General features: G+C 45.4%; 11 protein-coding genes. 4 read left to right on the forward strand and 7 right to left on the reverse strand.

Going from position 1 to position 11,990, the window contains the following annotated elements:
* Positions 1-84: 84 nt before the first annotated feature.
* Positions 85-837 (reverse strand): metallophosphoesterase family protein, encoded by a 753-nt coding sequence (locus SB752_RS19800; RefSeq protein WP_410717289.1) that lies wholly within the window; start codon positions 835-837, stop codon positions 85-87.
* Positions 838-878: 41 nt separating this feature from the next.
* On the opposite strand from SB752_RS19800, the gene SB752_RS19805 reads away from it, so the two are divergent.
* The 3 genes from SB752_RS19805 to SB752_RS19815 all read left to right on the forward strand — a co-directional run bounded on the left by SB752_RS19805 (position 879) and on the right by SB752_RS19815 (position 4,523).
* Positions 879-2,003, forward strand: a complete 1,125-nt coding sequence (locus SB752_RS19805) for an SMI1/KNR4 family protein (protein ID WP_410717290.1) — start codon at positions 879-881, stop codon at positions 2,001-2,003.
* 199 nt (positions 2,004-2,202) lie between these two features.
* Positions 2,203-2,760 carry an RNA polymerase sigma factor gene (locus tag SB752_RS19810; RefSeq protein ID WP_410717291.1) on the forward strand — a complete coding sequence of 186 codons (558 nt, stop codon included), beginning with the start codon at positions 2,203-2,205 and terminating at the stop codon, positions 2,758-2,760.
* A 284-nt stretch (positions 2,761-3,044) separates the two neighbouring features.
* Positions 3,045-4,523, forward strand: coding sequence for a DUF4179 domain-containing protein (locus SB752_RS19815; RefSeq protein WP_410717292.1), 1,479 nt, complete (start codon positions 3,045-3,047; stop codon positions 4,521-4,523).
* 152 nt (positions 4,524-4,675) lie between these two features.
* Here SB752_RS19815 and SB752_RS19820 read toward each other — a convergent pair whose 3' ends face one another.
* The 3 genes from SB752_RS19820 to SB752_RS19830 all read right to left on the reverse strand — a co-directional run bounded on the left by SB752_RS19820 (position 4,676) and on the right by SB752_RS19830 (position 6,869).
* Positions 4,676-5,230, reverse strand: coding sequence for a GNAT family N-acetyltransferase (locus tag SB752_RS19820; RefSeq protein ID WP_410717293.1), 555 nt, complete (start codon positions 5,228-5,230; stop codon positions 4,676-4,678).
* A 28-nt stretch (positions 5,231-5,258) separates the two neighbouring features.
* Positions 5,259-5,882: a TetR/AcrR family transcriptional regulator gene (locus SB752_RS19825; protein WP_410717294.1), complete on the reverse strand. Its 624-nt coding sequence runs from the start codon at positions 5,880-5,882 to the stop codon at positions 5,259-5,261.
* Positions 5,883-6,104: 222 nt separating this feature from the next.
* Complete coding sequence (locus SB752_RS19830) at positions 6,105-6,869, reverse strand: exodeoxyribonuclease III (protein WP_410717295.1); 765 nt, start codon at positions 6,867-6,869, stop codon at positions 6,105-6,107.
* A 296-nt stretch (positions 6,870-7,165) separates the two neighbouring features.
* On the opposite strand from SB752_RS19830, the gene SB752_RS19835 reads away from it, so the two are divergent.
* On the forward strand, positions 7,166-8,083 hold the full coding sequence (locus tag SB752_RS19835; RefSeq protein WP_410717296.1) for a macrolide 2'-phosphotransferase: 918 nt from the start codon (positions 7,166-7,168) through the stop codon (positions 8,081-8,083).
* 77 nt (positions 8,084-8,160) lie between these two features.
* Here SB752_RS19835 and SB752_RS19840 read toward each other — a convergent pair whose 3' ends face one another.
* From SB752_RS19840 to SB752_RS19850, 3 genes are all read right to left on the reverse strand, one after another.
* On the reverse strand, positions 8,161-8,685 hold the full coding sequence (locus SB752_RS19840) for a DUF420 domain-containing protein (RefSeq protein WP_103107947.1): 525 nt from the start codon (positions 8,683-8,685) through the stop codon (positions 8,161-8,163).
* Between the two features lie 153 nt (positions 8,686-8,838).
* A complete protein-coding gene (locus SB752_RS19845) occupies positions 8,839-10,227 on the reverse strand; it encodes an amino acid permease (RefSeq protein ID WP_410717297.1) in 1,389 nt (462 codons plus the stop codon).
* A 387-nt stretch (positions 10,228-10,614) separates the two neighbouring features.
* A complete protein-coding gene (locus SB752_RS19850) occupies positions 10,615-11,985 on the reverse strand; it encodes an L-cystine transporter (RefSeq protein WP_410717361.1) in 1,371 nt (456 codons plus the stop codon).
* Positions 11,986-11,990: the final 5 nt, after the last annotated feature.

Raw genomic sequence — 11,990 nt, forward strand, 5'->3', positions numbered from 1 at the left:
ATGTATTCCATGTCGATGTCATAATAAGGAAGGTTTCGACACTGCCCTCATGAATCCTTTTACAAGAGTGCCAGTCGATTTACCTCACAGCTCTGCTCTTCCATAACGAATGGCATAAGCGTAGTCACTTCTATTGTTTTCCTCTGCTCTTCTGGCTGCCTGCTCGAAATCATAGGGGAGGTTCACATGCTCCACCCTCCAGCTATCACTGACCGGCGCTGCAATCACGTATTTGGCATGAGGGCTCTTTGATTCCATCGTATGAGGATGAGGTGTTTCCTCAAAATAAGCAGGAAGACCGACACTCCCTGGATTCACGATCAGCTTGCCATCCGGCAGCCAAACTGATTTTGGCACATGGGTATGCCCGCAGAAGATGATATTTTGCTCAATCGAGGACAGCTCGATCATCAATGTCCCCACGCTTTTGTCTGCACTGCCGAACGGAGCCACTTCTTCTAGCATGTAGACGTCATCGGCAAAGGGCGTTCCATGGCAAAAAAGAACATCATCCTGTGCCCACTGTTTGTGAAAGGATAGAGTCCAGTCCAGTATCTCTTGCGTGAGCAATGGCTTCACATACTGAAAGGTGATCGAGTTCATTTGCTCTTGCAGTAAATATCTGTCACAATTGCCCATAATATGAATCATTTCGGATCGTCCCATTAGTTTTTCTGCCGTTGCAATCGGATCAATCGGACCAAACAGTGTATCCCCTAAATTGACGATTGTTTGAATTCCGCGCGAATCAATATCCCGCAGTACCGCTTCCAGCGCATAAATATTGCTGTGTATGTCTGAAATGACGGCGAATGGCTGCTGCAATTTTATTTTCATGAGTTCGTTCACTCCTAACGAATTTGATAGAGGTGTATTCTATGAAAAAAATCGTAAAAGCAATCGAAGGATTATTCAAACAAGGGACAGACGCTGCTCCCAAAAGTGCGTTTATTGTGCAGGTAGAACAAATGCTGGATCAGTACAATCGTTTGTTTGAGGATGGAGGCCCATACGTTCTGAATAACAAGCTAACCCGTGTGCAGGTTGAACAGTTTGAAGCGATGGCAAACATTTCTCTGCCTGCCGATTATAAAGAATTCCTGTTACATATTGGTGATGGCGCTGTACGTGACAGGCAATTCCCTCTCTCCCTCTCGCACGCCAGGGATTGCTTGGAAACTAGTATACGGAATTCTGCCGGCTTTGAATATATGAGCCTTCCTTTTTCCGTAGAGAGCTGCAATCGTTATTACGGGGAAGAGTTTGACGAGATAGATGACGACATTTCCGACGAAGAACTGGACAAAATTCGGATCGAGGCATCACAAGGCATCTTGACCGTCCATGATGATGGCTGCGGCTACTATATCGTTCTCGTTGTCGCAGGCGAGCTGAAAGGAAAGCTCTATTATATCGATACATGCCATGGGCAGGGAGCTCATCTGGTCAGCGATTCCTTTCGCGAGTACTACCTCAAATGGCTGAATCGAAAAATCACAGAACGTCTCGCTTTTTTAGAACAGCATGATAAATTTGAATGCGTCATTACCCGTGTAAAGCTCGGGGGAAATGTCAGAGATCTGCACGTTCGAAAAAAGCAAAACGATTTTTCCTTTCAGTTTGAATTCTTTTGTCCGGGTGATTTTGTGCGGGAGGGTGGCCATACGGAATATACAAAAGTGGATGATCAGCTCGTTGTTTCCCTATCCATGGAGCATAAATCGTACAGCCCATTGGTGGTGGAACAGCTGGACGGAAGCTTTGAGCCGGAAGGGGCGGCGCAGTCCCTTACGCTCATGGGGAATCGCTCTGAACATACGGTTATCGGACGTGTGAATCGTTTGTTTGAGCATTCGACAGGCGAGAATCGTTTCCCGCTTTATGTGGAAGGTCTCGAGCAGGAAATCTTGATTAAAGCGCCAAATGATCTCACGATTTCTGTTGGGGATGTGTACAAGGTGACGGGACAATTGAATGGAGAGGTATACAGGATTATACGGTAAACCCTGTTAGAGCCTTACCTGATGCTTACTGCCAATATGCCATTTTACAGAGGATGCCCTTCTGTTACAAACAGAAGAGCATCTTTTTTTATCATTTTTGTAAAAAGTTTGAGAGGGGTAGCTTTCCCCCATCGTCTATAGTAGGGAACGAACAAAAAGGAACGGCTGCGCAGCACCCTTTTTGCAAGGAGGTAACAGCATGCAAGACGATCGGGAGATCATTGCGAAGGTTCTTCAAGGAAATAAAGAGGCTTATGCTCTGATCGTCAACAAATACAAAGGCAAAATCGCTTCGATTCTTCAAAAAAGCTTCCAGCATTCTCATGACGTGGAGGACATCGTGCAGGAAGTGTTTATTAAAGCATACTACAGCCTGCCAGACTACAATCCAAACCACTCCTTTCCTGCCTGGCTGTATCGGATTGCCATTAATCGCGGGATTGATGAGTGGCGCAAGCGAAAACGGGCTCCTTTTGTGACAGAGATGGATGCAGAGTTAAAAGACGATGGTCCTGCTCCCGAGGATGCCTATCTGGTGAAGGAACAGCGTAATGGTCTCAGGCGACAGATGATGGTGCTCGATAAGGAGCATCGAACTGTTCTGGCTCTTCACTATCTTCAGCAGTTGAGCTACAGGGAGATCAGCAACAAGCTGTCTTTGTCTGTAGATACTGTACGAATGCGTTTGTCTCACGCCAGAAAAAAACTACGTGAGCAGCTTGTCAAAACGGAGAAAAAAGGAGGGCATCCGCTTTGAAGTGCCTTACGCAAGATCAACTGATCGCTTACATGGAAGATCGTTTATCAGCAGTGAACAAACAGAAGCTAGAAAGTCACCTCGACCACTGTTCCTTTTGCCAAAAGCAGCTGGAGCAACGGGTTGATCATATGGAAGAAACAGCTGGAGCCTCTTGGGAAAATTCCCTCTCAGAGGATCTGGACCGAAAAATTATTGGCGCACTCTCCTCACATCCTGTGAGAGTTTTGAATCGTGTTACGACTATACCCACATCCCTATGGAAGAAAAGGAGTATCACTATCATGAAAAGAATGACATTTGCAGCAGCCGCCTTAACAGTCGTAGTTTCGTCGGGAATGCTCATTTCTCCGACCTTTGCCAGCTATGTAAATGCGGCTTTTACAAGCAGCCCAATCGATAAGAAGGCTGATTCCGCAATATCCGTGAACAATTATATTCTGCAAAAGTCTATAGACCCCGGTATTAAGAAAGCTGCCCAGAATGGATTTGCTAAAAAAGTTCAAGCAAGCGCAACCGATCAGGGAATCACTTTAACAGTCAAAGAAGTAATGGCTGACCCTCTGCGAATCAGCATGGTTGCTTCCCTGACCGATCAAAACGGAAAGCCGCTCGATATCTTTTGGCAGAACATGTTTGATAGCAAAGATCAGGATCCGATTTTTACGATCAAGGACAAACAAGGCAACATTCTCCAGCCTGCTCGTCCTATTGACTCTGGAAAGGAAGAAACAGCACATAATCCTAATGAAGACTGGGACAGTATAAGAAACTCAGACGGCTTCCTGTTCTTGAATCGTGAGCTCCGCAGCTATTTTGATGATCTAACCAAGATTCCAGACGAGCTGGTTGTAGAATTCGATGTCAAAAAAATGGGGGAAACAAAAGGAAGCTGGAAGCTGTCCGTACCTGTCGATATGAAAAAGGCAAAGAACGCGACGAAAACCTATGACATCAACAAATCTTTTACCACTCCGCAAGGGCTTAAGCTGGATGTCAAGCAAATAACGTTTGCACCTAGCGGAGTGGAAATGATCATTGATCGAAGCAACACGGAAGGCAACGCGAAAAAAGATTACAGCTACGAGCTTCTAGACGATAAAGGTGCGATTCTTGGGGCATGGGATTCCAAAAATATGCTGGGAAGAGCCAGCAAACAAAACAATGTGATCAATCGCTTGAAGTGGCGCAATACATTGCAGATGGAAAATGGAGCCAGAGACTATCATTACTTCCAGCCTATTGACCAGAGTAACCCGATTACTTTTAAGCTCGGTTCTGTTTATACAGAAGAGGCTGCTGCTTTTCGCGCAGTGCTAGACCTTGCCCGATTGGAGAAAGACGCAATTACAGAAGAAGACCAGGGGGACCTGTTTACCTTCAAAAAATTCGTAAAGGACCCTAACAGAGTAGTCGATGTCCCAGGCTTTGATGATGGTGTCTACAGCTTCAAACCCGATGGAACTCCGATTAAGCTGAAAGGATATCAGCTTGCCTTTAAAGGAGAGCTTGGTGAAAACACCGCTCCTATGGCCATGGTTTCCTACTACTGGTCTGTCACCGACGAAAATGGCAAGAAATACGATGATATTCAGTACTTTATTGATCGGACCGATTATCAAAATGGACGGGCCACGTTCGAAGGATCGTTATTCGTACAAAATATCGAACCGCTTCCAAAGCAATTGATCATCACCGCTTCGAAAAGAATGGTTGAGCACCGCAATGTAGACTGGGAGGTTCCGCTTCTCCCGGGAAAATAAGAAAAGATAGATTAATTTGTGTCACGGTATGCAGGTAGTTGATTGTTGGCGGTACCCTTATGCAACATGTTGGGGCTTGTTCCTACCCAGTAACAAGCCCTCGCACCGTCAACCTACTCCCTGCGTAATCATAAGCGCGATTGTGATGTAAATTAGCTGCCCACTTCGCTCAAACCGGACGAATACTCCTCCTGAAGAATGCCCATATGCACGAGATCATGCCATTTTCCCGCCCGAAACAAAAACTGTCGTGAGATACCCTCATGCTGAAATCCGATTCTTTCATACAGCTTTATTGCTTTTTCATTAAAGGAAAAAACACGAAGTGAGACACGGTGCAAATTCATTTCCAGGAAAGCATAATCGAGCAATAGCTTTAATGCCTCGCTTCCATATCCCTTTCCCCAGTAGTCCTTTGCCCCGATATCAATAATGCACTCGGCATTGCGGTTTTTCGAATCAATCTGGATGAGTGAGGTGATCCCGATAGGTGTCTGTGTTTGCTTGTCTACGATGATGTAACTCTTCGAGGTGCCAGAACCTAAAATCACCTGACTGACAAACTCCTGCGTACTCTTCCATGTATAGTTATCGATGAACGGACTGGTCGTCTGCATGACCTCCACATCATTTCGCCATGCGTGATAGACGTCTACATCCTCCTCTGTCATTTTTCTAAGAGCGACTCTCGCCGATTGAAAAAGCATCTTAGCTCCTCCTTTGCCATTCTTTTGCTTATTTCTCTGGTACGGGTCTTAGCATTTCTCGCAGTGAAAACAAAAGTGCCTCTATCTGCTCAGCTACCCTCGTTTTTTCAGCACCCAAATGTGCGGTATCCAGCATCAAACCATCAATAAACGAGACCAGATAACGGGAAATCATCTCCGCGGGAAGTCTCGGTTGAAGCTCTCCTTTTTTTGCTCCACTCTGGAAAAGAACCGTCAGAGCATCCACGATCCGGTCGTAACGAGTCGTACTATATGTATCGCCCTCTTGCTTTTTTGAATCACGGATCGACAAAAAGTATTCAGAGTTCGCTTGCGTCAGCGTCTGTTCAATTTGCTCAATTTCTTTTTGCTGCTTGTGGACCCAATTCGTTATTTGCTGCCAGCTCGTTTCGTCATCGTTTGGGCTGAAAAACAGTACATCCTGCTGATCCTCAAACTGAAGCAGCTCCATGTACAGATGCTCCACGTTATCGAAATAGGCGTACAACGCGCCTCTTGAGATGCCCGCCTCATCCATGACGTCTTGCATCGTCGCTTTTGTATACCCTTTTGCTAGAAAGACACGCTTTGCAGCTTGCAGCAGTAATGTTTTCTTTTGATTTTTGTATTCGTCGCTTACTTTTGGGGACACGGGGTTTCGATCCTCCTCTCGATTAAAATATACATGAATGTCGTTTTAAATATTATAAACGACATCATTGTCGTTTTTCAATAGTTTAGAGCAACACCATAAGAAAACCTCTATCGAGGCTTCCTAAGGAGGAGCGAACGCGTTTTAGCGGAAGGTTTCCATGCGCCGAATTTATAAGCTCCATGCTTATAAATTCTTATTCGTTAAAAAAAAGCCCCGGAATTACTTCCGAAGCTCACCAACCTCCAACACCACCGGACAATGATCACTCCCCATCACATGCGCGTCAATTCCCGCACTCACCAGCGATGGAACAAGTCTTTCTGAAACGAGAAAATAATCAATTCGCCACCCGATATTCCGCTCTCTCACTTTAGGCATAAAAGACCACCATGTATATGCATCCGTCTGATCTGGGTAAAAGTGCCGATACGTATCCACAAACCCTGCTGCCAACAACCGCGTCATTTTTTCACGCTCTTCTGGAGTAAAGCCGGAGTTGTTGCGGTTAGACTTGGCATTTTTGAGATCAATCTCTTGATGCGCGACGTTCATATCGCCACACACGATCACAGGCTTTTGAGCATCCAGCTCCATCAGATACTTGCGAAACCGCTCTTCCCATTCGAGACGATAATCGAGTCGCGATAGATCACGCTTTGCATTTGGTGTGTACACTGTTACGAAATAAAAATCTTCAAACTCCAGCGTAATGACTCGTCCCTCTGGCTCATGGTCTTCTTCCAGCCCGTAACGTACGGTTAGTGGTTTCATCCTGGTAAAAATAGCCGTTCCCGAATAACCCTTTTTCTCTGCATAATTCCAATATTGATGGTACTCCTCGCCGATCTCTACCTCAATCTGACCTTCTTGCAGCTTGGTTTCTTGCATACAAAAAATATCTGCGTTTACTTCCCGAAAATAATCGTAAAAGCCCTTATTCACACAAGCACGGAGTCCATTTACATTCCATGAAATCATCTTCATTATCGCAAGTCTCCTCATCACCATTCGTTCCTACGTAAAATCATATCATATTTGGCGATGAGCCACGCCTTTCGTCACCCGATACCGCACATTCCCTACTGAAAGCCGCCGGAAAACATGGTATACTGACCTTGTTTCTGAAAATGAGGAGGTATCACGATGGGCACCGCATCCATGAGACTTCGTTAAGATCGACAATACCCCATTTGAGCTCAACCATTTTGAAAAATGCAAATGGTATGGGTTTATTTGTGTTTGTCTGATCATTAACTATTCATGAATGAGGTGTATTTGTTATGTCTACAATCCTTTCTGAAAAAGTGGAGCGTATAATTGCGATTGCGAAAAAGAGTGGTATCGAAGTGGACACGGGCACAGTGAAGGCCAATGAATCCGGTTTGGATTTCCTCGCTGTTTTTGCGAGTACGATGGCTGGCGACTTCTGGGTATTACGCTCCCCTCGCCGAGATGATGTAGTAGCGTCTGCTCGCTATGAGAAAAAGGTGTTAGACCTTGTCGCCAAGCATCTGCATATAGAAGTGCCTCACTGGCAGGTACACACATCTGAGTTCATCGCTTATCCAAGATTAAGCGGCACTCCCATGGCTACCGTCAATCCAGAAACAAATAGCTATGACTGGTACCTCAATCCCGAAGCACTGCCTGATCTCACTTTGCAATCTTGGGCTGACGCATTGGCAGAGCTGCACGCTATTCCTCATGATGCGGCCCTAGCATCCGGTGTACGGGTCAAGCAGCCAGCAGAGATACGAGAAGACCTCTCCGAAAAAATGAATGAAATCAAACGCGTCTTCGGCGTATCCCAAGAGCTGTGGGAACGTTGGCAAAAGTGGCTTGCCGATGATTCGTTCTGGCCAAGTCATACCGCTCTCGTACATGGCGATCTTCATCCGGGTCATATTCTGGTTGATGAAAAGGGAAAGGTAACGGGGCTACTGGATTGGACGGAAGCAGAGGTAGCTGATCCTGCGATCGATTTTACAGCCTACTGCCTGTTGTTTGGAGAAGCTGCCTTGATTGATTTTATAAAACGATACGAACAAGCCGGAGGCCGTATCTGGCCGCGTATGCATGAGCATATCATCGAACTGACGGCTGCGTTCCCTATCAATCTTGCCCTCTTTGCCTTGAAATCAGGGCTGGAGGAGTATATGACCATGGCACGACAAGTGCTGGGTACCCATGAGACCTAAACGATAAAAAACCACCGTCTCCATCTTTTGCTACATGATTGGGGACGGCGGTTTCCTTTTTTGTTCCTGCAAGCCTATCAATAATAGGGCGATATCATGATGTACACAATCACGCCGGTCGCACTGACATACAGCCACATCGGCATTGTCCAGCGGGCAATCTTTTTGTGTCTGTCTACCTGCATGTTTAATCCGCGAGCTGTCGTAATCAGGGCAAATGGAACGATAATCGCGGACAACAGAATATGCGAAAGCAAAATGAAGTAATAGATTGGGCGCAAAATGCCCTCTCCACCGTAGGAGGTACTCGGTGCCATCCCATGATAGACCAGATAGGATATCAAGAAGACAGCCGTCGTGCTAAAAGCTGCAAAAATGTATCTGCGGTGAAGCTGAATATTTTTATACTTGATGATCGAGACAAGCGCGGCAACCAGAAACACAAAAGTAAAGCTGTTCATTACAGCGTTCAAAAACGGCAAGAACGTCAAGTCGATATGACCGAAATCGTTATTCTTCGGCATAAAGTACATGATAGCAATGATCGTGTTGATCGCTATGCTTAGAATGACGATTGCTGGCGTGTAGTTTCGTTGTTTCATGCGTATACTCCTTTTTTCTCTGATCATTAATGAGTATACCCGTGGTTCCCACAAACCAGCAACCCCAGCAGCAGATTGGTCACACAATGATTATATCTTTACGTTCATAGACTTTTCACAAGTGCTTTGGTTCCTGTTTCTGACGCTCCAACCTTACTTGCTTTCTTCATCTGTTTGAGCAAGATCTGGTGGAACCGCTTTACTCACACCAAAAACGTAAAAGCTGACCACTACGATCCCAAGAAAAACAATCCCTGCAATCAGTGATATGCGCGTCTCATCATTGATCCACATACCGACTAATACCATCAGCAAAAAGGCAATCGTTACGTAGTTGGTCACTGGCGCAAAAGGCATCTTGAATGGATGCTTGTCCAATTCAGCCCCTTTCGCTTTTCTAAAATTGATTTGGCTAATCAAAATGACAAACCACGGAACCATACCAGGAAGCACACTGGCACTGTACACGTACACAAACAGATTTTCTGGAGCGATGTAGCTTAAAATAACCCCAACGCCCAAGCCTATCAGAACACCAATCGTTCCAAGCAGAGGCACACCATTATGGGACAGCTTCGTAAATACTTTCGGTGCCTGTCCATTTACTCCCAATGTGTAGAGCATGCGACCCGCACTGTAAATCCCGCTATTACAGCCGGACATCGCTGCCGTAATGATGACAAAATTAATGATCCCCGCCGCTGCTGTAATACCAATTTTCGCAAAAGTGGCAACGAACGGACTGCCGATCGATTGCAATTGATCCCATGGATAAACCGTAACAATGATGAAAATCGCGCCAATGTAGAAAATCAAAATACGCCAAATGATGCTTTGAATTGCACTCGTAAGCGTTTTCTTTGGATCCTTTGCTTCACCAGCTGTAATCCCGATAAGCTCAACACCTTGATAGGCTCCGATGACTAATGATAGCGCAAAGAAAAATCCAGTCCAGCCACCCGTAAAGAAACCACCATTCGCCCAAAGATTAGATAATCCGATTGCATTTCCTCCGTTACCTAAACCAAAGAAAATCAGGCCCAAGCCAGCAATAATCATTAATACGATGGTGACGATTTTAATCATCGCAAACCAAAACTCAAACTCACCAAAGGATTTCACAGAGAACAAGTTCGCTGCGCCGAGAATCACCATAGCAATGATCCCTGGGATCCAAGCAGGCAAATCCGGAAACCAGTATTTCATATACGTCCCAACAGCAATAATTTCCGACATCCCGACGACAACCCACTGAAACCAGTTGCTCCAAGCCGTCATGTACCCGGCCAAAGGATGAATGTACTTATGACCAAAGGTCGCAAATGATCCGGTACTCGGTTCGACGTACAGCATTTCTCCCATTGCTCGCATGATAAAAAATATAAAAATTCCTACAATTGCATAAGCGAGCATGACGGACGGACCAGTCCATTTAATCGTACTTGCAGAGCCCATAAACAACCCAACACCAATGGTTCCGCCCAAAGCAATCATTTGAATATGACGTGCTTCCAGGCCTCTCTTCAATTCTTTGTTTGCCACTGTTGCCCTCTCTTCCTCTCTGCTGCCTCTAGCGGTATTTTAGGAAAGCTGTCAAAGCGAGCTTCATCACTTTAACACATTGAAGCAAAACCCTATTTTGTTTACCAAAAAACGTTCAACTACCATCTTTTTGCACTTCTTAGTAAGTATTCCTAATCGTTCGTAAGACTATTCTTTCCTTCCGGCGATCCGATTTACTCCTGAAGCACTCGTTTATTGTAGTATGTTTTTTTGATAATAACAATTATATTAATTAGAATAATAGTTGGAAAATCTATATTTTCTGTTTATATAAAATATATTACAGATAAAATATTTTCTTCTTACTTGGCAATCGAAAGCTACGCAAAAAAGAGCGTTAACGTTTGAACGCTAACGCTCCTTGCTTTACAGGTTTTGCAACGGTGTTACCGCCTCTTGGGTAGGGACAGTATTCCTGTATACACTGGTATCCAACTGCTTGGTAACCTTGCTCGTAATTAATCCTGCTGTCATGCTTCCACTTACGTTCACGGCTGTGCGTGCCATATCAATCAGTGGCTCAATGGATATTAACAGCCCGACCAGAGCAACAGGCAGGTTCATCGTGGACAGCACAATCAGTGCCGCGAAGGTTGCGCCCCCACCCACGCCTGCAACCCCAAAAGAACTGATGGCTACGACAGCAATAAGCGTCAAAATGAAGGACAAGCTCGTGGGATCGATCCCTGCTGCAGGTGCGACCATGACTGCAAGCATCGCCGGATAGATTCCAGCACATCCATTTTGTCCGATAGAAATTCCGAATGAGCCTGCAAAATTAGCGATTCCTTCTGGAACTCCCAATTCTTTATTCTGGGTTTGGACATTAAGCGGCAAGGTACCTGCACTGGAACGCGATGTAAAAGCAAAGGTCAGAACAGGAATGACTTTTTTTACGTAGGTAACCGGATTTAAACCTGATAGCGTGATAAGCAGCAGATGAACACCAAACATGATGAGCAGTGCGACATACGAGGCCAGTACAAATTTGCCAAGCCGCCAAATGGCGATCAGGTCACTTGATGCCGCTATTTTTGTCATGAGCGCAAGTACCCCATATGGAGTAAGCCTTAGGATCAGGGTCACTACTCTCATAATAATGGTATATAGGGAGTCGGTTATTTTCGCAAATAGTTCTGCTTGGTCCGGCTTTTTCCTTTTAACCCCGATATATGCCATGCCTAAAAAGGCAGAAAAGATAACCACAGCAATAGTCGAGGTCGGACGTGCCCCCGTTAAATCGAGAAAGGGATTGCCAGGCAACAGCTCCACCAGCTTTTGTGGAGCAGACATATTTTCGAGATTTCCCAGTGTATTGCCGATTTTCTCAATCTGGGCAGACTCTTTTGCTCCTTGCTCAAGCTGTAGGGACTGCAAGTCGGACGCAATCGACGCGCCGATGCCAATGGCTGCTGCGATCGCCGTAGTGCCAACCAATAACCCAATGATCATGCCACCGATTTTCCCGATGTTGTGCGAAAGAGTTGCTTTCGTGAATGCGGACAGGATGGATATGAATACGAGTGGCATGACGACCATTTGCAATAGCTTGATATAGCCATTCCCCACGATATTAAACCAATCAACAGACAATTTGACTACCTCAGACCCTGACCCATACATAAATTGCAACAAGAGGCCAAAAACAATCCCTAAACCAAGTCCAGTAAACACCCGCTTGGAAAAGGAAACGAACTTCCTTTGCATGTATAGCAAAATCAAGATAATGACTGCCATGCCTA

It is taken from the genome of Brevibacillus sp. SIMBA_040 (genome assembly GCF_046535075.1).
Taxonomy (GTDB): domain Bacteria; phylum Bacillota; class Bacilli; order Brevibacillales; family Brevibacillaceae; genus Brevibacillus.

Excerpts from the sequence above, each read along its gene's own strand:
- SB752_RS19815 (WP_410717292.1), top strand. The coding sequence starts at position 3,045 with ATGAAAAGAATGACATTTGCAGCAGCCGCCTTAACAGTCGTAGTTTCG.
- SB752_RS19800 (WP_410717289.1), bottom strand. The coding sequence starts at position 837 with ATGAAAATAAAATTGCAGCAGCCATTCGCCGTCATTTCAGACATACAC.
- SB752_RS19850 (WP_410717361.1), bottom strand. The coding sequence starts at position 11,985 with ATGGCAGTCATTATCTTGATTTTGCTATACATGCAAAGGAAGTTCGTT.
- SB752_RS19830 (WP_410717295.1), bottom strand. The coding sequence starts at position 6,869 with ATGAAGATGATTTCATGGAATGTAAATGGACTCCGTGCTTGTGTGAAT.
- SB752_RS19835 (WP_410717296.1), top strand. The coding sequence starts at position 7,166 with ATGTCTACAATCCTTTCTGAAAAAGTGGAGCGTATAATTGCGATTGCG.
- SB752_RS19840 (WP_103107947.1), bottom strand. The coding sequence starts at position 8,685 with ATGAAACAACGAAACTACACGCCAGCAATCGTCATTCTAAGCATAGCG.
- SB752_RS19805 (WP_410717290.1), top strand. The coding sequence starts at position 879 with ATGAAAAAAATCGTAAAAGCAATCGAAGGATTATTCAAACAAGGGACA.
- SB752_RS19820 (WP_410717293.1), bottom strand. The coding sequence starts at position 5,230 with ATGCTTTTTCAATCGGCGAGAGTCGCTCTTAGAAAAATGACAGAGGAG.
- SB752_RS19810 (WP_410717291.1), top strand. The coding sequence starts at position 2,203 with ATGCAAGACGATCGGGAGATCATTGCGAAGGTTCTTCAAGGAAATAAA.